We start from the raw sequence: 26,104 nt of genomic DNA, 5'->3' as shown, positions 1-26,104 counted from the left end.
GTATGTTTCGACCTGGGATTCCCCGCACCGAGTCCGGCGGGGGACAGCCGCGTCCCGTGGAAGACGCCCGGGCACCAACTGCCGCGGAGCGCGTACGAACTCTCGTGGAATCCAGCGTATCGGCCGTGCTGGACATTCCGTCGGCCCGGTCGGAGGAGCCCGCCCCGGTGGGATACGGCAGTCCGGAGGCCCGGGCCGTCACGAAGGACGGTGACGTGGTGCTCCTCGTTCCCGCCTCCTCGCCGGCGGCTCAGCTGGCGGAGCACGCGAGTGGCGACGAGGTCGTCGCGGTGATGGAAATCACCGACGTCGCGCCTGTCGCGGTCCCCCATCGCGTGCGGGGCAGGGCCTGGGTCGCGGGCTGGCTGACCGCCGTCGGGCCCGATGAGCGAGCGGCACTCGCGCGGTTTGTCGCGGACCGGCACCCGGCCGGACCGCCGGCCGCCGATGTCGCGTGGGTCCTGCTTCGGCTCGAGGTCGGTGAGGCACACGTCGAGGACCTGTGGGGTTCGGAGGCAGTGGAGCCCGACGACTTCGCGGCGGCGACGCCCGATCCTCTGGCGCCCCACGAGGCCGAACTGCTCCAGCACTTGGCGTCCTCGCACGACGATCAGATGCGCACGCTGTGCGGGCTTCTGGGCGAGACCGGGCCGGCCTGCGCGGCGGCCGGCGCCGACGCGGTGCCGCTGTCCGTGGACCGCTACGGGATGCGGGTGCGCTTCTGCGGCATCGAGGGAGAGCCGCCCTCGGCGTGCTTCGACGCCAGGTTCGAGTTCCCGGATCCGGTCGACGATGTGGCTCAGCTGCGGCAGGCGATGCGACTGCTCTTCGAGGCGGCCGCGCAGTAGCGGACGCGGCAGAACACAAGAGGACCGGGGCATGTGCGGCTACGTGGGGCCCGGGATTCGCCGGGCCCCACGCCGGGTCAGCCCTCCTGGGACTTCTTGGACTCCTGGGCGGGCTGCGGCTCCTCGGACGCGGGGGCGCTACCGCGCAGCCGCTCGCGGACGCGCTCGGCCACCTCCGCGTAGCGGGCCTCGGCGCCGTAACGCGTCGGCTCGTAGTAGCGCTTGCCGTGGATCGCGTCCGGGGCGTACTGCTGCGCGGCGATGGCACCCGGCAGATCGTGCGGGTACAGGTAGCCCTTGCCGTGGCCGAGCTTCGCGGAGCCCTGGTAGTGGGTGTCGCGCAGATGTGCCGGGACGGGGCCGGCCACCCCGTTCCTTACGTCGGCGAGGGCCGCGTCGATCGCCATGTACGCGGCGTTCGACTTCGGGGCCAGGGCGAGCGCGACGACCGCGTGGCCCAGCGTGATACGGGCCTCCGGGAAGCCGATCATGGCGACCGCCTGGGCCGCCGCCACAGCCGTCTGCAGGGCCGACGGGTCGGCGAGGCCGATGTCCTCACTGGCCGAGATCATCAGGCGGCGCGCGATGAACCGGGGGTCCTCCCCCGCCTCGACCATCCGCGCCAGATAGTGCAGCGCCGCGTCGACGTCCGAGCCACGGATGGACTTGATCAGAGCGCTCGCCACGTCGTAGTGCTGGTCGCCGTCGCGGTCGTAGGTGACCGCCGCCCTGTCGACAGCCTCCTCCAGGGTGGCGAGGGTGACGGCCGATTCCCCCTTGGCCAGAGCAGCGCCGGCGCCCGCCTCCAGCGCGGTCAGCGCACGCCGGGCGTCGCCTCCGGCGATGCGCAGCAGATGGCTTTCCGACTCGGGCGGAAGCGTCACCGAGCCGCCGAGGCCGCGCTCCTCCTCCACGGCACGGCCGATCAGGGAGCGCACGTCCTCATCGGTGAGCGCCTCCAGCGTCAGCAGCAGCGAACGCGACAGGAGCGGCGAGATCACCGAGAAGTACGGATTCTCCGTCGTCGCGGCGATCAGGGTGACCCAGCGGTTCTCGACCGCGGGCAGCAGCGAGTCCTGCTGGGCCTTGCTGAACCGGTGGATCTCGTCGAGGAAGAGGACCGTGTCCTTGCTGTACGCACCGGAGGAACGGCGAGCGCTCTCGATGACCGCCCGGACCTCCTTCACGCCCGCGGTGATGGCGGACAGCTCCACGAAGCGCTTGTCGGTGGCCTGGCTGACGACATACGCGAGGGTCGTCTTGCCGGTGCCCGGCGGACCCCACAGCATCACCGACGACGGCCCGGCAGGACCTCCGCCGCCCTCCCCCACGAGGCGGCGCAGCGGGGAGCCGGGGCGCAGCAGGTGCTGCTGGCCCACGACGTCGTCGATGGTGCGCGGGCGCATCCGCACGGCCAGGGGGCTGGCCGACGGATCCTTCGCCTGGCGTTCCTCTGCGGCCGCGGTGAACAGGTCGGGTTCCACGCCAGGAACCCTAAATCAACCCTCCGACAACGGTGGCGGGAGAGCCCTCGGGGCTCAGCCCGTCCAGAACTCCCACCAGCGGACGAGGATCAGCAGACCGATGATCCCGATGTGCAGGACCGGCAGCACCCAAGGGAACTCGTCGAGGAAGCCCCGGACAGGAGCGGGTGCGGGCAGGAAGCCGTGCCGCACGTTGTGCGCCGTCACGTACCAGAACATGATGATCGTGGCGACCCAGGCGAGGCTGCACCACAGGCACAGGGCGCCGATGTCGTACAGCGACTGGTACATGAGCCACGTGCAGAATCCGACGCCGAAGAGCGTGCCGGCGTTGAACGTCAGCCAGTACCAGCGCGGGAAGCGGGCCTTCGTCAGAAGACTCATTCCGACGCAGATCACGATCGCGTAGGCCACGAGACCGATCATCGGGTTCGGCACCCCGAAGGCCTCGGCCTGCTCGCTCTTCATGATGCTGCCGCAGGAGATGACCGGGTTGAGGCTGCACGCAGGCGTGAAGTCCGGGTTCTCCGCCAGCTTGATCTTGTCGAGGGTGATCACCCAGGACGCCAGCAGCCCGGATGCCGCCGTGATCAGCAGCATCCAGGCGAAGGCTCGTCCGGCGCCGACGACGCTCCTGGGGGGCTCGTCCGTGCCCGTGCGAGCGTCGTCGAGGGGTGCCGTCATGGTCATAAGCCCTTGATCCCGTCGTCAGTCCTCTTCTGCCCCGTGTGCCGCTCATTGTGCACCAAGGCCCGCGCCGTCAGCGGAGTTTCGCGGCCACCTCGGCCACCACCCCGTCGAGCGGAACGGCGGTCTGCTCACCGCTGAGCAGATCCTTCAGCTGCGCCACTCCCTGGGCCAGATCCCGCTCCCCGACCAGCAGCGCGTAGCGCGCGCCGGAACGGTTGGCCGATTTCATGGCGTTCTTCATGCCCTTGCCGCCGTACGCGAAGTCGGCCGCGACGCCCTCCCGGCGCAGTTCGGTCACCACCCGAAAGAGTGCGCGGCGTGCCTCATCGCCGATCGGCACCGCGAACACGTCCGTGGCTGCGGGCAGTTCGAGCTCCACGCCCTCCGCCCGCAGCGCCAGGACCGTGCGGTCCACGCCCAGGGCCCAGCCGACGGACGGCAGCTCCGGACCGCCGATCATCTCCGACAGTCCGTCGTAGCGCCCGCCGCCGCCCACGGCGGACTGCGAACCGAGCCCGTCGTGCACGAACTCGAAGGTGGTACGCGTGTAGTAGTCCAGGCCGCGCACCAGCCGGGGGTCGTCCTCGTAGGCGACGCCCGCAGTCGTCAGCAGCTCGCGCACCTGCTCGTGGTACGACTTGCACGCCTCGCACAGGTGGTCCCGCATCATCGGCGCGTCCGTCAGCTGCCGCTGCACGCTCTCCCGCTTGTCGTCCAGAACACGCAGAGGGTTGATCTCGATGCGGCGGCGCGTGTCCTCGTCGAGGTCGAGACGCCGCAGGAACTCCTGGAGCGCCGCACGGTAGACCGGGCGGCACTCCTTGTCCCCGAGGGAGTTGAGCAGGATGCGGAACTCGCGCAGCCCCAGCGAGCGGTACGCGTCGTGCGCCAGGACCACCAACTCGGCGTCCAGGGACGGGTCTTCGGCGCCGATCGCCTCGGCGCCCACTTGGGAGAAGTGCCGGTAGCGGCCCTTCTGCGGACGCTCGTAGCGGTAGTACGAGCCCGAATACCACAGCTTCACCGGCAGGTTGCCGCTCTTGTGCAGGCTGGCCTCGAGAGCGGCGCGCAGCACCGAGGCGGTGCCTTCGGGACGCAGTGCGAGCTCGTCGCCGCCCTTGGTGGTGAGGGTGTACATCTCCTTGGTGACGATGTCGGTGGACTCGCCGACACCGCGCGCGAAGAGCTCGACCTGCTCGAAGCCCGGCGTCTCGGTGTAGCCGTACCCGGCCCGGCGCAGCGGCGCCGAGAGCGCCTCACGCACCGCGAGGTAGTCCGCGGACTCGGGCGGGATGAGGTCGTAGGTGCCCTTGGGGGCCTTGAACGTGGTCACGGAAGGTCTCGTCACATTCCTCGTCGCGGGGCGGCGCCTGTACTACCGCCGCCCGGCCCGGCAGCCACCTGCTGCATGAAGGGGTTGGTGGCACGCTCCCGGCCGATGGTCGTCTGGGGGCCGTGGCCCGAGAGCACCACCGTCTCGTCCTCCAGCGGCAGGCACACGCGCGCCAGTGACTGAAGGATCTCCTCGTGGTCGCCCCCGGGAAGGTCGGTGCGTCCGATGGAGCCGGCGAAGAGCAGGTCGCCCGAGAAGAACACCGGTGGCACATCTGCCTGTTCGGGCATCCGGAACGTCACCGACCCCTTGGTATGGCCCGGTGCGTGCGTGACGGTCAGCTCGAGCCCGGCAAGGCGAAGCGTGGCGCCGTCGGTCAGTTCCTCGATGTCGTCGGGCTCGCCCACGGTCAGCTCGCCCATGAGAGGCTGCCCGATGCTGCGGCCCAGGGCCTTCTCCGGGTCGCTCATCATGTAGCGGTCCTCGGGGTGGATCCAGGCGGGCACGTCGTGGGCGCCGCACACCGGCACCACCGAGGCGACATGGTCGATGTGGCCGTGGGTCAGCACGACGGCGACCGGCTTCAGCCGGTGCTTGGCGACGGCCTCGGCGACGCCTTCGGTGGCCTGGTGGCCAGGGTCGATGATCACGCACTCCTCGCCGGCGGCGGGGGCGACCAGATAGCAGTTGGTCCCCCAGGCCCCGGCGGGGAACCCGGCAACGAGCACGATCGTCCTTCAGTCGTCCGGAAACGGTCACGGCGGCCGGGGCATCTTGCCCGGGGAGCGCCGGGAGCCTGGCGGCGGTCAGCGCACATCGCCCCGCCGATCAAGCTGGTCACAGCCTACCGGCGGCGGCCACGGAGCCGCGAACCCGTATACGGTACGGGCGGACTCTGGTAGGTAGGCACGCATCCCCACGCACGCACGGCCCGAAGGAGAAGCGCCCGGTGGTCAGCAGCGAACAGCGCAGAAAGCAGCTCGCACGCGAGAAGTACCTGAGACAGCAGGAGCGGCGGGTGCAGCGCCGGCGCCGGGCACGTCTGCGCATCATCGGGATACTGGCGGGCGCCGCGCTGGTGATCGGGGCGGGCGCGGCCTACGTGGCCTCGGGCGGTCTCGAAGGCGACGGGAAGAAGAAGGAATCCTCCGCGAACAAGGACCCCGATCCCTGCACCGAGGCCGCACCGGGCAAGCCGAGCGGCGAGAAGTGGAAGAAGGAGCCCGCTCTCGGCATCGACGAATCCGCGAAGTACGCGATGACGCTGCGCACGACGTGCGGTGACATCAGCTTCGACATGGACGCGTCGAAGACTCCGCGCACCGTCAACTCCTTCCGCTTCCTGTCCGGGGAGAAGTTCTTCGACCACACCAAGTGCCACCGCCTCGTGAAGCAGGGCCCCTACGTCCTGCAGTGCGGCGACCCCACGGCCACCGGCAAGTCCGGCCCGGGCTACACGCTTCCGGACGAGAACCTGAAGGATTCACGCGTGAAGGACGGCACCTACCCGGCCGGCACCGTGGCGATGGCGAACCGGTACCAGGCGCAGACCGGCAAGGGCCGGGACACCGGGGGCAGCCAGTTCTTCCTCGTCTACAAGGACAGCAAGCTGCCGCCGGACTTCACTCCGTTCGGAAAGATCACCAAGGGCATGGGTGTGCTGAAGAAGATCGCGGCGGCGGGTTCGAGGCCGGAGCCGGAGAACCGGAACGTCGCCCCGATCGCGACCGTGGTGATCGAGGGGACTTCCGTACGCAAGTCCTGACCGGCCCGGCCGTATACGCACAGTGCCCTTCGCATGCACAATTTCGCTCCGTCGGCATGCGGACAGCGTGGGCGACGTTCGCCTATGTTGGCAGTGACGAGATCTGTGGACGATGCCGGGGGGCCCGCACCCAGCCTGGGCATCTTGTGGAGGAGGCGCTGTGAGCAGCGACCCGTCGTGGGGCCGCGTCGATGAGGCGGGGACCGTATACGTGCGTACAGCCGACGGTGAGAAGGTCGTCGGATCGTGGCAGGCAGGCTCCCCTGAGGAAGCCCTCGCCTACTTCACGCGCAAATACGAGGGCCTGGTCGTGGAGATCAGCCTCCTGGAGAAGCGTGTGCAGACCACCGATCTGTCCGCCAAGGACGCCAGTAACGCGATCGAGCATCTTCGCGAACAGGTCGACGCGCATCACGCGGTCGGCGACCTGGACTCGCTCCGCAAGCGCCTCGACGCCCTGACGATCGCCGTGGACAAGCGCCGCGAAGAGCGCAAGGCCGAGAAGGCGCACCAGAACGAGCGGGCACGCCAGTCCAAGGAGGAGCTGGTCAACGAGGCGGAGGAGCTCGCGCAGAGCGAGCAGTGGCGGGCCTCCGGCGAGCGGCTTCGTGCCCTGGTCGAGAACTGGAAGCGCCTGCCGCGGCTCGACCGCAAGACCGACGACGAACTGTGGCGCCGCTTCTCCCACGCCCGTTCGGCCTTCTCCAAGCGTCGCAAGGCCCACTTCGCCCAGCTCGACGCGCAGCGTGAGGAGGCCCGTCAGCGCAAGGAGAAGCTGGTGGCCGAGGCCCAGGCGCTCTCCGACTCCCGCGAGTGGGGCCCGACCGCGGCCAAGTACCGCGAGCTGATGCAGGAGTGGAAGGCCGCGGGGCGTGCGCAGCGGGAGCACGAGGAGGACCTGTGGCAGCGCTTCCGCGGCGCTCAGGACGTCTTCTTCCAGGCCCGCAGCGAGGTGTTCGCGGAACGCGACGTCGAGCAGCGGGAGAACCTGACCCGTAAGGAGGATCTGGCCGCCGAGGCGGAGAAGCTGCTGCCCATCACCGACCTGAAGACGGCCCGGGGCTCGTTCCGCGCCATCAACGAGCGCTGGGACGCCGTGGGCCATGTTCCCCGCGACGCCCGGCCCAAGATCGAGGGCCGCATGCACGCGGTGGAGCGGGCGATCCAGGAGGCCGAGGAGGCCGAGTGGCGCCGCACGAACCCCGAGGCGCGGGCACGCGCGGCGGGGCTGACGGGCCAACTGCAGGACGCCGTCGACAAGCTGCGCGGCCAGGCCGAGAAGGCCCGCGCGGCGGGGAACACGGCCAAGGCCGAGAAGCTGGAGAAGGAGCTCGCAGGCCGCCAGGAGCTGCTGGACCAGGCGATGAAGGGCCTGGAGGAGTTCGGAGGCTGAGCCCGACCCGGGGGCCGAAGGCCGGTGCGCTGTCTGCGGTGGCAGGCAGCGCACCGTTCTTGTGTGCCCCGGGCACCCCGGGGCAGAGCCCCCAGCCGGGTTCGCCCGGAGGGTCAGGACGGCCTGCGTGCCGAGGTCACCCGGTAGACGTCGTAGACGCCCTCCACGCCGCGCACCGCCTTCAGCACGTGGCCGAGGTGCTTGGGGTCGCCCATCTCGAAGGTGAAGCGCGAGGTGGCGACGCGGTCCCGTGAGGTCTGGACGGCCGCAGAGAGGATGTTGACGTGCTGATCGGAGAGGATGCGCGTGACGTCCGAGAGCAGCCGGGAGCGGTCCAGTGCCTCGACCTGGATGGCGACGAGGAAGACCGACGACTGGCTGGGCGCCCACTCCACGTCGATGATCCGCTCGGGCTCCTTCGTGAGGGAGTCCACGTTGACGCAGTCCGTGCGGTGCACGGAGACGCCGTTGCCCCTCGTGACGAAGCCGATGATGGGGTCACCGGGCACGGGCGTACAGCAGCGGGCCAGTTTGACCCACACATCGTCGACGCCCTTGACGACGACGCCCGGGTCGGAGTTCGCCCGCCGCTTGGCCCGTCGTGTGGCGGCCGGCATGGGCGGCGCGGTCTCGGCCAGGTCCTCGTTGGCGGCGTCCTCCCCGCCGAGGGACTGCACGAGCTTCTGAACGACGCTCTGCGCCGACACATGGCCCTCGCCGATGGCGGCGTAGAGAGCGGAGATGTCGGCGTAGCGCATCTCGTGGGCGAGGGTCACGAGGGAGTCGCCGGTCAGGATCCGCTGGATCGGCAGGTTCTGCTTGCGCATCGCGCGGACGATGGCGTCCTTGCCCTGCTCGATGGCCTCGTCCCGGCGTTCCTTGGTGAACCAGGCGCGGATCTTGTTGCGGGCGCGGGGCGACTTGACGAAGCCCAGCCAGTCGCGGGAGGGCCCGGCCCCCGGGGACTTGGAGGTGAAGACCTCGACCGTGTCGCCGTTCTCGAGCGTCGACTCCAGCGGCACCAGACGCCCGTTGACGCGGGCACCGATGGTGCGGTGACCGACCTCGGTGTGCACGGCATACGCGAAGTCGACGGGTGTGGCCTCCGCGGGAAGCGCGATGACGTCGCCCTTGGGGGTGAAGACGAAGACCTCGTTGCGGGACAGGTCGAAGCGCAGGGACTCCAGGAACTCCCCCGGGTCCTCGGTCTCCTTCTGCCAGTCCAGCAACTGGCGCAGCCAGGACATGTCGTTGACGTGCTCGTCGCCCTTGCCGGTGCCCTTGGGGACGTCCGTGCGCACCTTCGAGGCGCCGGCGACGGCCTGCTGCTTGTACTTCCAGTGGGCGGCGATGCCGTACTCGGCACGCCGGTGCATGTCGAAGGTGCGGATCTGAAGTTCGACGGGCTTGCCGCCAGGCCCTATCACCGTCGTGTGCAGCGACTGGTACATGTTGAACTTCGGCATCGCGATGTAGTCCTTGAACCGGCCGGGGACCGGATTCCACCGGGCGTGGACGGTGCCCAGCGCCGCATAGCAGTCGCGGACGGTGTCCACCAGGACGCGGATGCCGACCAGGTCGTAGATCTCCGCGAAGTCCCGGCCGCGGACGATCATCTTCTGGTAGACGCTGTAGTAGTGCTTCGGGCGGCCGGTGACGGTGGCCTTGATCCGGGCGGCCCGCAGGTCGCCCTGCACCTCGTCGGTGACGACGGCCAGATACTCGTCCCGCTTCGGCGCCCGCTCGGCGACGAGCCGCACGATCTCGTCGTACATCTTCGGGTAGAGGATCGCGAAGGCGAGATCCTCCAGCTCCCACTTGATGGTGTTCATGCCCAGGCGGTGCGCGAGGGGCGCGAAGATCTCCAGGGTCTCCCGGGCCTTCTGCTCCTGCTTCGCCCGCTTCAGGTAGCGCATCGTGCGCATGTTGTGCAGCCGGTCCGCGAGCTTGATGACCAGCACCCGTGGGTCCTTGGCCATGGCGACGACCATCTTGCGCACGGTCTCCGCCTGCGCCGCCTCACCGAACTTGACCTTGTCCAGCTTGGTGACGCCGTCGACGAGGAGCGCCACCTGCTCGCCGAAGTCGCGGCGGAGGGTGTCCAGGCCGTACTCGGTGTCCTCGACGGTGTCGTGCAGCAGCCCGGCCATGAGCGTCGCCGGGTCCATCCCGAGCTCCGCGAGGATGGTGGTGACGGCGAGCGGATGCGTGATGTACGGGTCGCCGCTCTTGCGCTTCTGGCCGCGGTGCCAGCGCTCGGCGACCTGGTAGGCGTGCTCGATCTGGCGCAGCGTCGCCGACTCGATCTTGGGGTCGTTGCCGCGCACTATCCGCAGCAGCGGCTCCAGGACGGGGTTGAAGGGGCTGGAGCGCTGGACGCCGAGACGGGCGAGACGGGCCCGCACGCGGTTGGAGGAGCCGGAGCGGCCCGAGACACCGGAGACGGCGCGGGCCGGAGCCACACGCTCGCTCTGCGCCTCCTCGGCCGACTCCGCGGCTGCGGCGGCGGCACGCTCCTCCACGGCCGTGCCGGCGGGATTGGCGCCGCTGTCCTCGTGCGCGGAGCCGGTCGGGCCGCGGCCGCCGCGCTGCGGCCCGGCAGGCGGACGGGAACCGCGGGGCTCACGGTGGTCCGCGGCATCGGCGCCGTCCCGAGGCAGCCCGTCCGGGGCAGCGGTGAGAGCGCCGGGCCCGCCGGGCTCGGCGTCGTGACGCTGTGCCGCGGTGTACGGCTGGGCCTCGTCTGGCAAGAGCACTCCTCGTTGGACCCCAGGTCGGACTGCTGCCATGGTATCGACCTCGGAGGCGCCCCCGCCCGCCACCGGCGGTGCGGCCACAGCACGAAGGCGGTCACCCGCGTCTCCTGGGGAGAACGTACCGGGTGACCGCCTCGTGGCGTCCTGTCGTGGTCAGACCGTGACCAATGCGTCCAACGGGGCATCGCGCAGCGAGGGCTTCAGCTTGTCCCGGCCGCCGAGGAAACCGAGCTCCATCAGGACCGCGATGCCGGCGACCTGTGCCCCGGCCCGCCTCATCAGCTGAAGCGAGGCCTCGGCGGTGCCCCCTGTGGCCAGCACGTCGTCGACGATCACCACCCGGTCCTGCGAGGTGAGGTCCTCGGCGTGCACCTCCATCTCGGCGGTGCCGTACTCCAGCTCGTAGGACTGCGCGAGCGTGGCGCCCGGGAGCTTGCCGGCCTTGCGTACGGGGATGAAGCCGAGCCCGGCCCGCACGGCCACCGGGGCGGCGAGGATGAAGCCCCGCGCCTCGAGGCCGACGACCTTGGTGGCACCGCGCCGGGAGCAGATCGCGGCGAGGCTGTCGGTGAGCACCGTGAACGCCTCGGGGTCGGCGAGCAGCGGCGTGATGTCCTTGAACATCACCCCGGGCACCGGGTAGTCCGCCACGTCCCGGATCCGGCCGAGCAGCATGTCCCGCACGGCGCCGGGGACCGCGGCCTCGGGCTCGCTGATGCCGGTCATCGGCTCACCTGCGCTTTCCGGACGGACGGTTGCGGCTGCGGTTGCGCGAGGGCGGCTGGCGCCGCTGGCTCCGGGAACCGGATGCCTCGCTCCGGCCGCGCGGGCCGACGACTCCGGCACCCGCCGTCGCAGCGTCCGGGGCCTGCACACTGCCGTGTCCGGGGCCCTCGAAGCCGTCGGACGGTCCGTCGCCCTCGAATCCGTCCTCCTCGTCCTCGCGGGCTTCGCGGTCCTCGTTCTTGAGGCGCTTGGTCCGCACGCGGCGGGCGAGGGCCTTCATCTCCGGCTGACGCTCCTTGAAGTCGGCGACGAGCGGCGTCGCGATGAAGATCGAGGAGTACGCACCGGCCGCGAGACCCACGAAGAGGGAGAGCGCGATGTCGTTCAGCATGCCGCCGCCCAGCAGACCGCCGCCGATGAAAAGCAGCCCCGCTACGGGCAGCAGCGCCACGACCGTGGTGTTGATGGAACGCACCAGGGTGGAGTTGATGCTGCGGTTGGCGAGCTCGCTGTAGGTGTAGCGCGTCTGCTTGGTGGCGGTCCGGCTGCTCTCTCTCAGGCTGTCGAAGACGACGACGGTGTCGTAGAGGGAGTAACCGAGAATCGTCAGCAGACCGATGACGGTGCCCGGCGTGACTTCGAACCCGACGAGCGAATAGATGCCGACGGTGATCGTGATGTCGTGGATCAGCGCGATGAGCGCCGCCAGCGCCATCCGCCACTCGAAGGCGATGGCCAGATAGATCACCACGAGGACCATGAAGATCCCCAGACCCAGCCACGCCTTGTTGGCGATCTGCTCACCCCAGCTGGGGCCGACGAGCTGAGTGTCGATCTGGTTGGCGTCGACCTTCAGCTCTTTCGAGATGGATTCCTTGACCTCCGTGGACTTGTCCGTGTCCAGACCGGCGATCTGGATGCGCATGCCGCCGCTGCCCAGCTGCTGGACGATCGCCGCGCGGCCGGACTCCTTCTCCACGACCTCGGTCGTGTGCTGGATGGAGGCGGTTGTCTTGGGCGTGGTGAGCACCGCGCCGCCCTGGAACTCGATGCCCATGTTGAGGCCGCGGACCACGAGACCCACGATCGCCGTGATCGTGATCAGGATGGAGACGCCGTACCAGAACTTGCGCTTGCCGATGAAGTCGTAGCCGACGTCACCGCGGTAGAGCCGGGCACCAATGTTGCCGAGTCGCGACATCTCATGCCTCCTTCGGGTCGGTGCGGACGGCGGACGCGCGTCGGCCGCGGCGCATTGGAGGTTTGGCCCCGAGCCTGGTCGGGTCGAGACCGGACCAGGGGTGACCGCTGGAGAAGAACCTCGTGCGTGCCAGCAGCGTCATCAGCGGCTTGGTGAAGAAGAAGACCACGACGATGTCCAGGAGCGTGGTCAGTCCGAGCGTGAACGCGAAGCCCTGCACCTTGCCGACGGTGACGATGAACAGCACCGCCGCGGCGAGGAACGACACGAAGTCGGAGACCAGGATCGTGCGCCGGGCACGTGGCCAGCCCCGCTCGACGGCGGGCCTCAGCGTTCGTCCCTCGCGGATCTCGTCGCGGATGCGTTCGAAGTAGACGATGAACGAGTCCGCGGTGATACCGATGGCGACGATCGCACCGCACACCGCCGGGAGGTTCAGCGCGAAGCCGATGGCGGGGCCGAGCAACGACATGATCGTGTACGTCAGCACCGCGGAGACCAGGAGGCTGAGAATCGCGATCATGGACAGTCCCCGGTAGTACGCCACCAGGTAGATCACGACGAGTCCCAGCCCGATCGCACCGGCGATGAGGCCCGCCATCAGCTGTTCGCTGCCGAGGGCCGGGGTCACCGTCGTGACGTCCGACTCCTCGAAGGTGAGGGGCAGGGCGCCGTAGGAGAGGATGTTGCCCAGCTCCTGGGCCGACTCCTGGGTGAAGCTTCCGGAGATCTCGGCGTTGGCCGACAGCCGCTGGCTCACGGAGGGCGCGGAGACGACCTCGCCGTCCAGGGCGATCGCGAACTGGTTCTGCGGCTGCTGCTTCTTGGCGAGCTTGCCCGTGGTGTCACCGAAGTCGTCGGAGCCCTTGCCGTCGAAGGACATGGTGACGATCCACTGACCGCGCTGCTGGTCGAACTGGGCCTTGGCGTCGGTGACGTTCTTGCCCTCGACACCGACCGGACCGAGCGCGTACTTGATCTTCTCCTTGGAGTCGCAGGCGAGGACCGGCTCGCCGGACTTGGCGGCGGAGGCCCGCTCGCTCACCTTGGCCTTGGCCTGCTTGCCGTTGCAGTCCAGCTTCTGCAGCTTCTTCGCCAGCTCCGGCGGGACACCGGGCGGCAGCTGCTGCTGCGGAGGCGTGGTGGGCGGCGTGGTCTTGTCCGGCTTGGGACTGGGCTTGTCGTCGCCGGGTGCGGCGGCTGCGGCCTTCGCCTTGAGCCCGTCGGTGACGGCACGGCCCTGGTCGTCCTGGCCGCCGCCCTGCTGGCCCTGGCTGCTCCGGCTCTCGCTGGATTGCGAGGGCGACTTGGAGGGGGACTGCGAGGGCTGCTGCTGCGGCGGCTTGGGCTGCTTGGTGGTCGGCATGTACGTCAGCACGGGCCGGAAGGCCAGCTTGGCGGTCGTACCGACCTGTTCGCGCGCCTGCTTCTCATTGGTGCCGCGGGGGATGTTCGCGATGATGTGCCGGTCGCCCTGGGTCTGGACCTCGGCCTCCGACACACCCAGACCGTTGACACGCCGCTCGATGATGCCAACGGCGGTTTCCATGTTGGTCTGATTGATCGCGTTCGGCTTCCCCGGCTGGTTCTTGGCCTCGAGCGTGATGCTCGTACCGCCGGCGAGATCGATGCCCAGCCGGGGGGTGCTGTGACCGGAGAAGAACATTCCCCCGGTCAGGCCCACCAGGGCCAGCAGGATCAGCAACAGCGAACGCCAAGGTTTCGCGTGTGCGCCCGGGCTCCTGCGGCCTTTCTTCGGTGCTGCCACCTTCTCGTCTCTCCTGTCCCAGCAGCCTGTGCCGGCCCAGGAGTTGAGTGGGGCCGCCACGCGGCGCACAAATGGTCTGCGGACGTGCTTCGCCGCCGGGCCCGGTCAGTGGCCCGGCGGCGCCGACCTTACTCGGAGTCGGTGCCCTTCCGCTTGGCGTCCTCGGGCTGGTCGTCGCCCTTTGCCGACTCGCCCTTCGCGTCGGCCGCCTTGGTCTTGGCGTCCTCGGCGGACGCGGACTCGTCGTCGTCCTTGGCGAAGTCGACCTTGGAGCTGTCGGCGTCGTCGTCCGAGGTGAGCGAGGAGGCGTCGTCCGGGACGACGGTCTTGCCGATCTCGAGGTCGCTGGGCGCGCCGTTCACGATCCGCTCGTACTCCTCCTGCTCGAGCACGGCGCCGACGGCGTTCTTGGCGTAGAGGGCGTGCGTCCCGGGAGCAACCTCAAGGAGGACCGTGTCGTCGCGGATCTCCTTGACGGTGGCGTACATGCCGCCGATCGTGCGGACACCGGTGCCCGGCGTCATCGCATCACGCATGGCGGCGGCCTTGCGCTGCTTGTTCTTGGCGGACCGGGTCATCAGGAACATGGCCCCGATGAGCACGATGAAGGGGAGGAGAGTAACGATATTCACGGCGGGAGAAAGTCCTTCGACGGACCGCGACAGAAGCGGCCGGGTTTCGGGGTGGGCGTGCCGCCCGTAAAGGGACGGCGTCGGCGGAGTCTAAGCGAGCCCTCGCCAATGGAACAACGTCAAGGGTGCCACTGGGGTTCCTGGTCTGCCCCGGCGGTGCACGTCACTCTCCGAAGAGGCCCGCCTGCCCCGGCCCCGCGGGGGAATCCGGGCGCCCGTGGGTCTGCGGGGGACGGGCCATCCCCAGGTGGTCCCAGGCCGCCGGGGTGGCGATGCGGCCGCGCGGTGTGCGGGCCAGCAATCCCTCCCGTACGAGGAAGGGCTCGGCCACCTCCTCGACGGTCTCGCGCTCCTCCCCCACAGCCACGGAGAGCGTGGAGAGGCCCACGGGACCGCCTCCGAAAAGCTTCACCAGGGCGCCCAGGACAGCGCGGTCGAGCCTGTCCAGACCCCGCTCGTCCACCTCGTAGACGCCGAGGGCACGGGAGGCGATCTCCCGGTCGATGAACCCGTCCGCCTTGACCTGGGCGTAGTCGCGGACCCGGCGCAGCAGGCGGTTGGCGATGCGCGGCGTGCCGCGGGAGCGGCCGGCGATCTCGGCGGCGCCCTCGGCGTCCGTACGCACTTCCAGCAGGCGCGCGGAACGGTGGACGACCTGCTCCAGTTCGGCCGGCTCGTAGAACTCCATGTGGGCGGTGAACCCGAACCTGTCGCGCAGCGGCGGAGGCAGCAGCCCGGCACGCGTGGTGGCGCCGACCAGGGTGAAGGGCGGCAGCTCCAGCGGGATGGCGGTGGCGCCGGGGCCCTTGCCGACGATCACGTCGACGCGGAAGTCCTCCATCGCCATGTAGAGCATCTCCTCGGCGGGCCGTGACATCCGGTGGATCTCGTCGAGGAAGAGGATCTCGCCCTCCTGGAGCGAGGAGAGGATCGCGGCGAGGTCCCCCGCGTGCTGGATGGCCGGGCCCGAGGTGATGCGGATGGGGGCGCCCATCTCCGCGGCGATGATCATGGAGAGGGTGGTCTTGCCGAGACCGGGGGCGCCGGAGAGCAGGACGTGGTCGGCCGTGCCGTGACGCTGGCGGGCGGCCTTCAGCACCAGATCGAGCTGCTCCCGCACCTTGGGCTGGCCGATGAACTCGCTCAGCTCCTTGGGGCGCAGCGCGGCCTCCACCGCGCTCTCGTCGCTGTCCGCCTCGGGGCCGACGAGGCGGTCCGTGCCGTCGTCCGCCGCGCCCGCTCCTGCGTACTCCTCGCCGCTCATGGCGTCTGCCTCCGACTGTGGTGGTGCACGGGGCCGTGCATGTGGCTCTTGTGCGGCTCCCGCGGGGCGTCGGCGCAGGGCGGCCCCTGCCACGTCCGGGTTCGCGCCCCGGCAACTCTCCTGCGCAGCGTCACCCGCGGCTCACCGCGCCCGGTTCAGCGTCTGGAGCGCGGCGCGCAGCAGCTGCGGTACGGGCGGTTCCGCGCCGGAGGCCGCCGCCTCCTCGGCCTGCGGCGCGACAGCCGTGACTGCCTCGTCCGCCTCCCGCGTCGCATAGCCCAACCCGACGAGAGCGGAGTGCAGTTGGCCGCGCCAGCCACTGCCGCCCGCCGCGCCCGCACCCTGCCCCGGAAGGTGTGCCGCCGCGGCGGTCAGTGGCTCGCCGAGGCGGTCCTTGAGCTCCAGCAGCAACTTCTGCGCACCCTTCTTCCCGATGCCCGGCACGGCCGTGAGTGCCTTCTCGTCGCCGTTGGAGACCGCAGCCCGCAGCGCGTCCGGCGAATGGACGGCCAGCATGGCCTGGGCGAGGCGTGGCCCGACTCCGCTGGCCGTCTGCAGCAACTCGAAGGTCTGCCGGGCGTCTTCGTCGTCGAAGCCGTACAGGGTCAGCGAATCCTCCCGTACGACGAGGGAGGTTGCGAGCTGGGCGTGCCGCCCGACGCGCAACTGGGCGAGCGTGCCCGGCGTGCACTGCAGAGCCATGCCCACACCGCCGACCTCGACAACTGCCGTGCCGGGGGCGAGAGATGCGACGGTGCCGGAAACGAAGGCGATCATCGGGAGGTGCCTTTCGGGGCTCGTGCGGGGTCGTCCGCGGCGGCAGCCTGTGCACCTGCACCGGGCGGGCGTGAGGAGGCCGCGGCGTGCCTCGCGTGCGCCTGCTGGAGGCGGTTGAGGCGCTGCTGGAGCGGCGTGCGCCAGATGTGGCAGATCGCAAGCGCGAGGGCGTCGGCGGCATCGGCCGGACGCGGTGGTTCGTCGAGCCGCAGCAGCCGCATGACCATGGTGCCGACCTGGGCCTTCTCCGCCCTGCCCGCGCCGGTGACCGCGGCCTTGACCTCGCTGGGAGTGTGGAGCTCGACAGGCAGCCCGCGGCGCGCTGCGCACAGCATCGCGACCGCGCTCGCCTGTGCCGTGCCCATCACCGTGCGGACGTTGTGCTGGCTGAACACCCGCTCCACGGCGACGGCTTCGGGGTCGTGCCGGTCGAGCCACTCCTCGATGCCCTGCTCGATCATGACGAGGCGTTCGGCGACGGAGATGTCGGCCGGTGTGCGTACGACGCCGACCCCCTTCATCGTCAGCGGCCTGCCGGCGACCCCCTCGACGACACCGATGCCGCAGCGGGTCAGTCCCGGATCGACACCGAGCACACGCACGCCCGTCCTCCTTGCTCACGCCTCGCGCTCCGACTGTGTTCCCGCAGGTTATCGGCAGGCACCGACAATCCTGCGGCAACGTACCGGCACGGATGCGCGAACGGGCCGGTGAACGGTTCGGTGAACGGTTCGGATCCCGGCGGTAGTTGCGGGCAGCGGAGACGACGCGGCCGCCGCGTGCGGCTCTCCGCAGGCGGCGGCCGGTGCGGCGGCCTCGGGCTGGACGTCAGGCGTCGACCTTCGCCATGACCTCGTCGTCGACGTCGAAGTTGGCGAAGACGTTCTGCACGTCGTCGCTGTCCTCGAGCGCGTCGATCAGCTTGAAGATCTTGCGGGCGCCTTCCTCCTCCAACGGCACCTGCACGGTGGGCAGGAAGCTGTTGTCGGCGGACTCGTAGTCGATGCCCGAGTCCACCAGGGCCGTGCGCACGGTGACGAGGTCGGTGGCCTCGCTGATGACCTCGAAGTTCTCGCCCAGGTCGTTGACTTCCTCGGCCCCGGCCTCCAGGACCGCCGCGAGCACGTCGTCCTCGGAGAGCCCGTCGCCACCCTTGGGGACGATCACGACCCCCTTGCGGTTGAAGAGGTACGAGACGGAACCCGGGTCCGCCATGGAGCCGCCGTTGCGGGTCATGGCGACGCGCACGTCGGAGGCGGCGCGGTTGCGGTTGTCGGTGAGGCACTCGATGAGCACCGCGACACCGTTGGGGCCGTAGCCCTCGTACATGATCGTCTCGTAGTCGGCACCGCCTGCCTCAAGGCCGGCGCCGCGCTTGACCGCGCTGTCGATGTTCTTGTTGGGGACCGAGCTCTTCTTCGCCTTCTGGATGGCGTCGTAGAGGGTCGGGTTGCCGTCGGGGTCGGCTCCTCCGGTACGGGCGGCGACCTCGATGTTCTTGATCAGCTTGGCGAAGAGTTTGCCGCGCTTGGCATCGACCACGGCCTTCTTGTGCTTGGTGGTTGCCCACTTAGAGTGGCCGGACACAGCCTCGCTCCTTCGACGTCACCGACATGAACCGACGCGGAGATCCTACCGTCAGCGGCTCAGAGCACCGACCGCCCCGCTCTCCCGCCCCAGGCCCGTGCCGTCCGGGCGGTGGCGGGCGCAACGGGGCGTGCACGCCGGGTGGTCAGCCGCGTGCGCTGCGCACCATCTCCACGAACATCGCGTGCACCCGGTGGTCACCCGTGAGTTCGGGGTGGAAGGACGTCGCCAGCAGGGCGTCCTGGCGCACCGCGACCGTGTGCCCGTCGTGGACGGCCAGGACCTCGGCGCGCTCCCCCGTCGACTCCACCCACGGTGCCCGGATGAAGACTCCTTCGACGGGGCCACCTTCCACGCCCTTCACGTCGAGCGGCGCCTCGAAGGACTCGTTCTGCCTCCCGAAGGCGTTGCGGCGCACGAGCATGTCGATCCCGCCGATGGTCTCCTGCTCCTGCCCACCGGAGGTGACGGGGGCGGTGCCCAGGATCTTGTCCGCGAGAAGGATCATGCCAGCGCAGGAACCGTAGACCGGCATCCCCGCCCGCACTCGCTCACGCAGCGGCTCCATGAGGCCGAAGAGGACGGCCAGCTTGGAGATCGTCGTCGACTCGCCGCCGGGGACGACCAGGCCGTCCACGCCGGCCAGTTCCTCGGCACGTCGCACGGCGCACGTCCCCGCGCCCGCCGCGTCCAGGGCGGCGAAGTGCTCACGTACGTCGCCCTGAAGGGCGAGGACGCCGACGGTGGGAGTGCTCACGAACGGGTGCCTCTCGTACGGGTGTTGTTCCTTGCGGAAGGCCTACGGCGCCGGGACGGTCACCAGCCGCGCGAGGCGTAGCGCTCGCCCTCGGGCAGGGTGTCGCAGTTGATGCCCACCATGGCCTCACCGAGGCCGCGCGACGCATCGGCGATGATCTTCGGGTCGTCGTAGAAGGTCGTGGCCTTCACGATCGCCGCGGCGCGCTTGGCCGGGTCACCGGACTTGAAGATCCCGGACCCCACGAAGACGCCCTCGGCGCCGAGTTGACGCATCAGCGCGGCGTCCGCGGGAGTGGCGACACCGCCGGCGGAGAAGAGGACCACCGGCAGCTTGCCCAGCGCGGCGACCTCCCTGACCAGCTCGTACGGTGCGCGCAGCTCCTTGGCGGCGCCGTAGAGCTCGTGGCTGTCCAGCGACTTGAGCCTGCCGATGTCGCCGTTGATCTGACGCATGTGCCGCACGGCCTCCACGACGTTGCCCGTGCCCGCCTCGCCCTTGGAGCGGATCATGGCGGCGCCCTCGGAGATGCGCCGCAGAGCCTCACCGAGGTTGGTGGCGCCGCACACGAAGGGCGTGGTGAAGGCGAACTTGTCGCTGTGGTTGACCTCGTCGGCCGGGGTGAGGACCTCGGACTCGTCGATGTAGTCGACGCCCAGCGCCTGGAGGAGCTGCGCCTCGACGAAGTGGCCGATGCGGGACTTGGCCATCACCGGGATCGTGACGGCCTCGATGATGCCCTCGATCATGTCGGGGTCCGACATCCGCGCGACGCCGCCGTCCTTGCGGATGTCCGCCGGGACCCGCTCGAGCGCCATGACCGCGACGGCACCGGCGTCCTCGGCGATCTTCGCCTGCTCCGGCGTCACGACGTCCATGATCACGCCGCCCTTGAGCTGCTCGGCCATGCCGCGCTTGACGCGCGCGGTGCCGGTCTCGGGGGCCTGGGCGGCGGAGGTGGCAGAGGGCACGGAAGACGGGCTGGACACGTATGACCTCACTCGACGGTAAAAAGTACGACAGGACCATGGTAGGCCCGCTGCGTACACAGTCCCGGAGAGGGGTGGCCTTGGAAAAGGGCCAATCCGGCTGCGGTGGACTGCCCGCCGGGCAGTCCCGAGGCCCGTGGCCCGGCTCCCGGTCGCGCCGTCGCCGCTGCTCCGCTGCTGCCGCTCGCCGCGCCTACCCGGGCGCTCCGTTGCCCCGGTCCGCCAGCGCCGGCGGCGGCTCGTCGTCCATCTCGAAGGCCAGCGGGAACGGCGCGTAGCCGGCCAGCCGGAGCCAGCGGACGGTTCGGTGGCGCCGCAGCGCACGCGCGGCACGTACCGCGTCGTTGTGGAAGCGCCGCGCCATCGGCACCCGCCGTACGGCCGCGGCGAGTTCGACGGCCGTGTCCTCTCCACCCGGTGCGGCACGTACGGCCTCGACCTGCGCGCTCTCGTCGAACACGGCTCGCAGCGCCTGGCTCAGTTCGCTCTCGGCGACCTCGCGCTGCTCCTCCGGCGCCTGTCTCGCGTCGTGCGCGGCCTGGTAGAGGACCATCGACGCCGCGGGGTCGAGCACACCGGCGGTGGCCAACTCCTGCGCGATGGAGGCCCGTCGGAGCAGCTGCGCGTCGAGCGCGGCCCGCGCGGCGTCGATGCGGGCGTGCAGCCGGTCGAGCCGTCCGGCGGTCCAGCTGAGGTAGACGCCGATGAGGAGCACGGCTACGACGAGCAGGATCAGGGTGGTCATGGTGGGCATCGCTTCCGCGCTCTCCCTCGTTCTTCAGCTGTCGCCGGGTACTTCAGCCGTCGCCGGCCGCACGCCCGGGGGCAGCGGGACCGCTCGGAGCCATCGGTGCCCGCCGCACGCACCGGGCGACGCCGGCCCGCTCAGTCACGGGCCAGGCCGAAGCGGGCCCGCAGTCCGATGCGTTCGTCGGGCGAGACGGCGGCGGCGCCGTCGGTCACTGTCTCGTAGACGGCCAGGATGTCGGCGCCGACGGTGGACCAGTCGAAGCGCCGTACGTGGCGGCTTCCGTAGTCTCGCAGCCGCTCCCGCCGCTCCGGGTCGGACAGCAGCCGCACCGCGGCGTCCGCGAGGGCTCCGGCGTCCGCGTTGGGGAAGAGCTCGCCGGCCTCTCCCCCGTCCAGCACCTGGGCGAAGGCGTCCAGATCGCTGGCGAGCACCGGAGCACCGGACGACATCGCCTCGACGAGGATGATCCCGAAGGACTCGCCTCCCGTGTTGGGCGCCACGTACAGGTCGACGCTGCGCAGCAGGCGTGCCTTGTCCTCGTCGCTGACCATGCCGAGGAACTCGACGCGCTCCCGCACGTGTTCGGGGAGGTCCTCCACGGCTTCCTCCTCGTCGCCCCGCCCCGCGACCAGCAGCCGCGTCCCGGGCAGCGATTCGAGGATGCGCGGGAGTGCCTTCATCAGGACGGGAAGTCCCTTGCGAGGTTCGTCGATCCGGCCGATGAAGCCGATCGTGCCGCCCTGCCACTCGGCCTTGGGCTCGGCGCGCGCGAAGAAGTCGACGTCGACGCCGTTGGGAATGACGACGGCGTCACCACCGAGGTGTTCGACGAACGTACGCCGTGCGTACTCGCTCACCGCGATCCGCGCGCTGATCTTCTCCAGAGCGGGCTGCAGGATCGGGTACGCCGCGATCATCGCCCGTGAGCGCGGGTTGGAGGTGTGGAAGGTGGCGACGATGGGGCCCTGCGCCGCCCAGCAGGCGAGCAACGCGAGGGAGGGAGTGGCCGGTTCGTGAATGTGCAGCACGTCGAAGCCGCCGTCGTGCACCCAGCGCCGTACGCGGGCGGCGGAGAGGAAGCCGAAGTTCAGCCGCGCCACGGAGCCGTTGTAGGGCACGGGTACGGCGCGGCCCGCGGAGACAACGTACGGCGGCAGCGGCGTCTCGTCGTCGGACGGCGCCAGCACGGAGACCTCGTGCCCCAGGCGGTGCAGGTGCTCCGCCAAGTCCCGCACGTGGAACTGGACTCCGCCGGGGACGTCCCAGGAGTACGGGCAGACGATCCCGATCCTCATGCCTCCCGCTCCTCCCCGGACCTCACGTGCCCTCCCACCGTGTCCTCCTGCCGGGCACCGGCACCACCCCCCGGACCGGGGCGGGCCGGAAGGTCCGAGAGCCACAACCGCTGGAGCATGTGCCAGTCCTCGGGGTGCTCGGCGATGCCGCCGGCGAAGGTGTCGGCGACGGCCTGCGTCATGACGGCGGTCTTCTCCTCGCGCGTGCCCTGCGAAGGCACCGGGACGGGCGGATACACCCTGCCTTCCATCCTCGGCGACTCCTCGTACCAGAGGGTCACCGGCAGCAGCATCGCTCCGGTCTGCTGTGCGAGCAGGGCGGGCCCGGCGGGCATCCGCGTGCGTTCGCCGAAGAAGGTCACCTCGACCCCGGAGGCGGACAGGTCCCGGTCGGCCACGAGGCACACCAGGCCGCCGTCCCGCAGCCGCCGCGCGAGCGTGCCGAAGGCGCTCCCGCCGGAATGCGGCAGCACCTCCATGCCGAGCCCCTCCCGATAGGCGACGAAGCGGTCGAAGAGCGACTCGGGCTTGAGGCGTTCGACGACCGTGCTGAAGGGCGTCTTCAGGGCGGTGGTGACGTACGCCCCCGCCAGGTCCCAGTTGGCCAGGTGCGGCAGGGCGAGGATCACTCCGCGGTCCGACGCGATGCCGTCGGTCAGCAGCCTCACGTCGTGGATGTGCACGCTGTCCTGTATGTGCTGCTCACGCCACGCGGGAAGCCGGAAAGACTCCATCCAGTACCGCAGGTACGAGCGCATCCCGGCCTGTGAGAGCTGCCTGAGGCTCTCCGGCGAGGCACCGGGCACGACACGGGCCAGGTTCGCCTCGAGCTGCCGCACGCCCCTGCCACGCCGCTTCCAGACGGTGTCCGCGATGCTCCGGCCCAGGGCTGCCGCGGCCGGTTCCGGGAGCCGGCGCACGCCGGCCCAGCCCAGCCCGTACAGCGAGTCCGTCAGCCGCTCGCGCGCGTTGCCGCTCACGCCATGCCCGTCCCTTCCGCCTCGGCCGCCTCGCGCCGTACGGTCACCACCCGCTGCCCGAGCGTGACGAGGCTGCCGAGCGCGACGATCCACAGCGCGATGGGCAGCAGCACGCCGATGTAGGGCACGCCGAAGGTCGTGAAGCCCGAGAAGCCGGCAAGGACGAGCGTGATGACGAGCCGTTCGGCGCGCTCCACAAGGCCGTTGACGTTCACCGGCAGCCCGATGCTCTCCCCCCGCGCCTTGGTGTAGGAGACGACCTGGCCGCTCGCGAGGCAGAAGATCGTCACGCCGCACATCAGGACGCTGTCGCCGCCTCCCGCGTACCACAGCGCGATGCCGCCGAAGACCGCCGCGTCCGCGACGCGGTCGAGGGTCGAGTCGAGGAAGGCGCCCCACCGGCTGGAGCGCCCCAACTGCCGTGCCATGTTGCCGTCGACGAGATCGGAGAAGACGAACAGCGTGATGACCACGGTGCCCCAGAAGAACTCGCCGAGTGGGTAGAAGACCAGCGCTCCCGCGACCACTCCTCCGGTGCCGATCAGGGTGACCGTATCCGGGCTCACTCCCAGTCGCAGCAGCATCGTCGCGAAGGGGGTGAGGACACGCGTGAAGAACGCACGCGCGTACTTGTTCAGCATGGTCGTCCCGTTGATCGAAGGCGGGCCCGGCAGCGGATACGGCCACCGACGGGCCCATGTTAGCCAGGCGCGCAGGCCCGCGGTTCCAGGGTCCGCGGCGCTGCCCTGCGCTACGTATGGACGCGTGCCCGGAGCGGTGGAAAGCTCGAAGTACCGCGTTGTTTATCGCGACGAAGCCAGACGGACACCGCAGGTGTCGACCGGAAGGCGGGACACATGGGCGACAAGGCGAGCACACACCCCGGAGCCGCCGGCAGGGCAGCGGCGGCCGACCACCCATCCAAGCTGCGGAACGTGGTACTGGTCGGCCACAGCGGATCGGGAAAGACCACCCTCGTCGAAGCACTCGCGCTGACCTCCGGGGCGGTGACGAGAGCGGGAAGGGTGGAGGACGGCGGATCCCTCTCCGACTACGACGAGATCGAGCATCGTCAGCACCGCTCGGTGCAGCTCTCTCTGGTGCCGGTCGAGTGGGAAGGCATCCGGATCAACGTACTGGACACCCCCGGATATGCGGATTTCGTCGGGGAGTTGAGGGCCGGTCTGCGGGCAGCGGACGCGGCCCTTTTTGTTGTCTCGGCGGCCGACGGCGTCGACGGCGCGACGCGGCTGGTGTGGGAGGAGTGCGCGGCGGTCGGTATGCCGCGCGCCATCGTCGTGACTCATCTCGACGCCGCGCGGGCCGACTTCGAGGAAATGGTCTCGGTCTGCCAGAGCGTCTTCGGCGGCGACGACCCGGACGCCGTCATCCCTCTGTACCTGCCGCTGCGCGGCGATGAGGGCGCCGACGGACACGCGCCCGTCGAAGGCCTGATAGGGCTGCTCTCCCAGCGCGTCTACGACTACTCCTCCGGAACGCGCACCGAGCGGGACCCGGACCCCGAACAGCTGCCGCAGATCGAGGAGTCCAGGAACCGGCTCATCGAGGGCATCATCTCCGAGAGCGAGGACGAGACCCTCATGGACCGCTATCTCGGCGGCGAGGAGTGCGACGTCCCGACGCTCATCCAGGATCTGGAGAAGGCCGTCGCGCGCGGCGTCTTCCACCCGGTGCTGGCGGCGGCGCCCGCAAAGGAAGGCGCACGGCACGGCCTGGGCACGCTCGAACTGCTGGAGCTGATCACGGGCGGCTTCCCCTCGCCCCTGGAGCACGAGATCCCCGCCGTCACCACGCCGGAGGGCAAGCCGCGCGCGACGCTGACCTGCGACGCCGACGGTCCGCTGGCCGCCGAGGTCGTCAAGACCTCATCCGACCCCTACGTCGGCCGCATCTCACTCGTCCGTGTCTTCTCCGGCACGCTCCGTCCCGATGAGACCGTCCACGTATCGGGTCATGGGCTGGAGGACCGGGGGCATGAGGACCACGACGTCGACGAGCGGGTGGGAGCGCTGTCCGCGCCCTTCGGCAAGCAGCAGCGCCCGCTGTCCAAGGCCGTGGCCGGCGACCTCGCGTGCGTGGCCAAGCTGAACCGCGCGGAGACGGGCGACACCCTGTCCGCCAAGGACGATCCGCTGCTCATGGAGCCGTGGGTGATGCCGGATCCGCTGCTGCCTGTCGCCATCCAGGCACACACCAAGGCCGACGAGGACAAGCTCTCGCACGGACTGTCCCGGCTCGTCGCCGAGGATCCGACGATGCGTCTGGAGCAGAACCCGGACACGCACCAGCTCGTCCTGTGGTGCCTGGGCGAGGCGCACATGGGCGTCGCCCTGGAGCGGCTGCGCACCCGCTACGGCGTCAACGTCGATTCCGTGCCGCACAAGGTGTCGCTGCGGGAGACCTTCGCCGAGGGCGCCGACGGCCGCGGCAGGCACGTCAAACAGTCCGGCGGGCACGGGCAGTTCGCGATCTGCGAGATCACGGTCGAGCCGCTGCCTGGCGGTTCGGGCATCGAGTTCGTCGACAAGGTCGTCGGCGGCGCCGTGCCACGGCAGTTCATCCCTTCGGTGGAGAAGGGCATCCGTGCCCAGGCCGCCAAGGGCGTCGCGGCCGGCTACCCCCTGGTGGACTTCCGGGTGACGCTGCACGACGGCAAGGCCCACTCGGTGGACTCCTCGGACGCGGCGTTCCAGACGGCGGGCGCGCTCGCGCTGCGCGAGTGCGCCTCCAAGGCGCGCATCCATCTCCTCGAACCCGTCGCGGAATTGCAGGTGGACGTCGAGGACGAGTATGTCGGCTCGGTGATGAGCGACCTGTCCGGAAGGCGCGGGAAGGTCTCCGGCACCGAGCAGGCAACCGACGGGCACACGCTCGTACGGGCGCAGATCCCGGAGATCGAGATCAGCCGGTACGCCGTGGAGCTGCGGTCGCTCTCCCACGGGACGGGCCGCTTCGCACGCTCGTACGCCTGCCACGAACCGATGCCCCAGCAGCTGGCCGGCAAGATCCTGGAAGCCGCCCAGAACGGCGGCTGACTGCGGTTACGCTGGACAAAAGGCACGTGAAGAGGTGTGCCGGCCGCGGCAG

General features: G+C 70.2%; 23 protein-coding genes. 4 read left to right on the top strand and 19 right to left on the bottom strand.

Annotation, left to right across the window (positions count from 1 at the left end; genetic code table 11):
- Positions 1–2: 2 nt before the first annotated feature.
- The gene (locus tag I004_RS0113255; protein WP_078511134.1) at positions 3–848 is read left to right on the top strand and encodes a DUF2470 domain-containing protein; all 846 of its coding nucleotides are present in this window, start codon (positions 3–5) and stop codon (positions 846–848) included.
- A gap of 77 nt (positions 849–925) precedes the next feature.
- On the opposite strand, the gene I004_RS0113250 is transcribed toward I004_RS0113255, so the two are convergent.
- The 4 genes from I004_RS0113250 to I004_RS0113235 all read right to left on the bottom strand — a co-directional run bounded on the left by I004_RS0113250 (position 926) and on the right by I004_RS0113235 (position 5,083).
- Complete coding sequence (locus I004_RS0113250) at positions 926–2,332, bottom strand: replication-associated recombination protein A (protein WP_028435896.1); 1,407 nt, start codon at positions 2,330–2,332, stop codon at positions 926–928.
- 54 nt (positions 2,333–2,386) lie between these two features.
- Complete coding sequence (locus tag I004_RS0113245) at positions 2,387–3,022, bottom strand: vitamin K epoxide reductase family protein (RefSeq protein WP_028435895.1); 636 nt, start codon at positions 3,020–3,022, stop codon at positions 2,387–2,389.
- A gap of 70 nt (positions 3,023–3,092) precedes the next feature.
- Positions 3,093–4,355 (bottom strand): histidine--tRNA ligase, encoded by a 1,263-nt coding sequence (gene hisS / locus I004_RS0113240; protein WP_028435894.1) that lies wholly within the window; start codon positions 4,353–4,355, stop codon positions 3,093–3,095.
- A gap of 11 nt (positions 4,356–4,366) precedes the next feature.
- Positions 4,367–5,083, bottom strand: coding sequence for an MBL fold metallo-hydrolase (locus I004_RS0113235; RefSeq protein WP_028435893.1), 717 nt, complete (start codon positions 5,081–5,083; stop codon positions 4,367–4,369).
- A 221-nt stretch (positions 5,084–5,304) separates the two neighbouring features.
- Here I004_RS0113235 and I004_RS0113230 point away from each other — a divergent pair, with 221 nt between their 5' ends.
- Together I004_RS0113230 and I004_RS0113225 are read left to right on the top strand one after the other, a co-directional pair.
- Positions 5,305–6,120 carry a peptidylprolyl isomerase gene (locus I004_RS0113230; RefSeq protein ID WP_028435892.1) on the top strand — a complete coding sequence of 272 codons (816 nt, stop codon included), beginning with the start codon at positions 5,305–5,307 and terminating at the stop codon, positions 6,118–6,120.
- Positions 6,121–6,280: 160 nt separating this feature from the next.
- Positions 6,281–7,513, top strand: coding sequence for a DUF349 domain-containing protein (locus I004_RS0113225; RefSeq protein ID WP_028435891.1), 1,233 nt, complete (start codon positions 6,281–6,283; stop codon positions 7,511–7,513).
- A 113-nt stretch (positions 7,514–7,626) separates the two neighbouring features.
- On the opposite strand, the gene I004_RS0113220 is transcribed toward I004_RS0113225, so the two are convergent.
- The 15 genes from I004_RS0113220 to pgsA form a co-directional block, all read right to left on the bottom strand.
- A complete protein-coding gene (locus I004_RS0113220) occupies positions 7,627–10,263 on the bottom strand; it encodes a RelA/SpoT family protein (protein ID WP_106965333.1) in 2,637 nt (878 codons plus the stop codon).
- A gap of 159 nt (positions 10,264–10,422) precedes the next feature.
- Positions 10,423–10,995 carry an adenine phosphoribosyltransferase gene (locus I004_RS0113215; RefSeq protein WP_051344999.1) on the bottom strand — a complete coding sequence of 191 codons (573 nt, stop codon included), beginning with the start codon at positions 10,993–10,995 and terminating at the stop codon, positions 10,423–10,425.
- Positions 10,996–10,999: 4 nt separating this feature from the next.
- Entirely contained in the window at positions 11,000–12,196 is a 1,197-nt protein-coding gene (gene secF / locus I004_RS0113210; protein ID WP_028435888.1) for a protein translocase subunit SecF, read from the bottom strand.
- Between the two features lies 1 nt (position 12,197).
- Positions 12,198–13,964: a protein translocase subunit SecD gene (gene secD / locus I004_RS0113205; RefSeq protein ID WP_028435887.1), complete on the bottom strand. Its 1,767-nt coding sequence runs from the start codon at positions 13,962–13,964 to the stop codon at positions 12,198–12,200.
- 128 nt (positions 13,965–14,092) lie between these two features.
- A complete protein-coding gene (gene yajC, locus I004_RS0113200; RefSeq protein WP_028435886.1) occupies positions 14,093–14,596 on the bottom strand; it encodes a preprotein translocase subunit YajC in 504 nt (167 codons plus the stop codon).
- A 163-nt stretch (positions 14,597–14,759) separates the two neighbouring features.
- Positions 14,760–15,860, bottom strand: a complete 1,101-nt coding sequence (gene ruvB / locus I004_RS0113195; RefSeq protein ID WP_028435885.1) for a Holliday junction branch migration DNA helicase RuvB — start codon at positions 15,858–15,860, stop codon at positions 14,760–14,762.
- A gap of 141 nt (positions 15,861–16,001) precedes the next feature.
- On the bottom strand, positions 16,002–16,637 hold the full coding sequence (ruvA, locus tag I004_RS0113190; protein WP_028435884.1) for a Holliday junction branch migration protein RuvA: 636 nt from the start codon (positions 16,635–16,637) through the stop codon (positions 16,002–16,004).
- The gene (gene ruvC / locus I004_RS0113185) at positions 16,634–17,239 is read right to left on the bottom strand and encodes a crossover junction endodeoxyribonuclease RuvC (protein ID WP_028435883.1); all 606 of its coding nucleotides are present in this window, start codon (positions 17,237–17,239) and stop codon (positions 16,634–16,636) included. Before ruvC ends, ruvA begins: the two co-directional genes overlap by 4 nt.
- Before the next feature lie 226 nt (positions 17,240–17,465).
- Positions 17,466–18,224 carry a YebC/PmpR family DNA-binding transcriptional regulator gene (locus I004_RS0113180; protein ID WP_028435882.1) on the bottom strand — a complete coding sequence of 253 codons (759 nt, stop codon included), beginning with the start codon at positions 18,222–18,224 and terminating at the stop codon, positions 17,466–17,468.
- 145 nt (positions 18,225–18,369) lie between these two features.
- Positions 18,370–18,981: a pyridoxal 5'-phosphate synthase glutaminase subunit PdxT gene (gene pdxT, locus I004_RS0113175; RefSeq protein WP_028435881.1), complete on the bottom strand. Its 612-nt coding sequence runs from the start codon at positions 18,979–18,981 to the stop codon at positions 18,370–18,372.
- Positions 18,982–19,040: 59 nt separating this feature from the next.
- On the bottom strand, positions 19,041–19,952 hold the full coding sequence (gene pdxS, locus I004_RS0113170) for a pyridoxal 5'-phosphate synthase lyase subunit PdxS (protein WP_037976085.1): 912 nt from the start codon (positions 19,950–19,952) through the stop codon (positions 19,041–19,043).
- A 211-nt stretch (positions 19,953–20,163) separates the two neighbouring features.
- A complete protein-coding gene (locus I004_RS0113165) occupies positions 20,164–20,724 on the bottom strand; it encodes a membrane protein (RefSeq protein ID WP_028435879.1) in 561 nt (186 codons plus the stop codon).
- 131 nt (positions 20,725–20,855) lie between these two features.
- A complete protein-coding gene (locus I004_RS0113160) occupies positions 20,856–22,016 on the bottom strand; it encodes a glycosyltransferase family 4 protein (RefSeq protein ID WP_028435878.1) in 1,161 nt (386 codons plus the stop codon).
- Entirely contained in the window at positions 22,013–22,996 is a 984-nt protein-coding gene (locus tag I004_RS33735) for a phosphatidylinositol mannoside acyltransferase (RefSeq protein WP_051344998.1), read from the bottom strand. Before I004_RS33735 ends, I004_RS0113160 begins: the two co-directional genes overlap by 4 nt.
- Positions 22,993–23,637, bottom strand: coding sequence for a phosphatidylinositol phosphate synthase (gene pgsA, locus I004_RS0113150; protein WP_028435877.1), 645 nt, complete (start codon positions 23,635–23,637; stop codon positions 22,993–22,995). The genes I004_RS33735 and pgsA overlap by 4 nt, the downstream gene beginning before the upstream one ends.
- Before the next feature lie 216 nt (positions 23,638–23,853).
- Here pgsA and I004_RS0113145 point away from each other — a divergent pair, with 216 nt between their 5' ends.
- Positions 23,854–26,052, top strand: a complete 2,199-nt coding sequence (locus I004_RS0113145) for an elongation factor G-like protein EF-G2 (protein WP_028435876.1) — start codon at positions 23,854–23,856, stop codon at positions 26,050–26,052.
- Positions 26,053–26,104 lie beyond the last annotated feature (52 nt).

The organism is Streptomyces sp. TAA486 (assembly GCF_000426165.1).
The sequence above is the reverse complement of the archived record's forward strand: the minus strand, read 5'-3'. Positions and strand labels throughout refer to the sequence as shown.

Excerpts from the sequence above, each read along its gene's own strand:
- I004_RS0113255 (WP_078511134.1), top strand. The coding sequence starts at position 3 with ATGTTTCGACCTGGGATTCCCCGCACCGAGTCCGGCGGGGGACAGCCG.
- I004_RS0113245 (WP_028435895.1), bottom strand. The coding sequence starts at position 3,022 with ATGACCATGACGGCACCCCTCGACGACGCTCGCACGGGCACGGACGAG.
- I004_RS0113215 (WP_051344999.1), bottom strand. The coding sequence starts at position 10,995 with ATGACCGGCATCAGCGAGCCCGAGGCCGCGGTCCCCGGCGCCGTGCGG.
- secF (WP_028435888.1), bottom strand. The coding sequence starts at position 12,196 with ATGTCGCGACTCGGCAACATTGGTGCCCGGCTCTACCGCGGTGACGTC.
- ruvB (WP_028435885.1), bottom strand. The coding sequence starts at position 15,860 with ATGAGCGGCGAGGAGTACGCAGGAGCGGGCGCGGCGGACGACGGCACG.
- ruvA (WP_028435884.1), bottom strand. The coding sequence starts at position 16,637 with ATGATCGCCTTCGTTTCCGGCACCGTCGCATCTCTCGCCCCCGGCACG.
- I004_RS0113165 (WP_028435879.1), bottom strand. The coding sequence starts at position 20,724 with ATGCCCACCATGACCACCCTGATCCTGCTCGTCGTAGCCGTGCTCCTC.
- I004_RS0113160 (WP_028435878.1), bottom strand. The coding sequence starts at position 22,016 with ATGAGGATCGGGATCGTCTGCCCGTACTCCTGGGACGTCCCCGGCGGA.
- pgsA (WP_028435877.1), bottom strand. The coding sequence starts at position 23,637 with ATGCTGAACAAGTACGCGCGTGCGTTCTTCACGCGTGTCCTCACCCCC.
- I004_RS0113145 (WP_028435876.1), top strand. The coding sequence starts at position 23,854 with ATGGGCGACAAGGCGAGCACACACCCCGGAGCCGCCGGCAGGGCAGCG.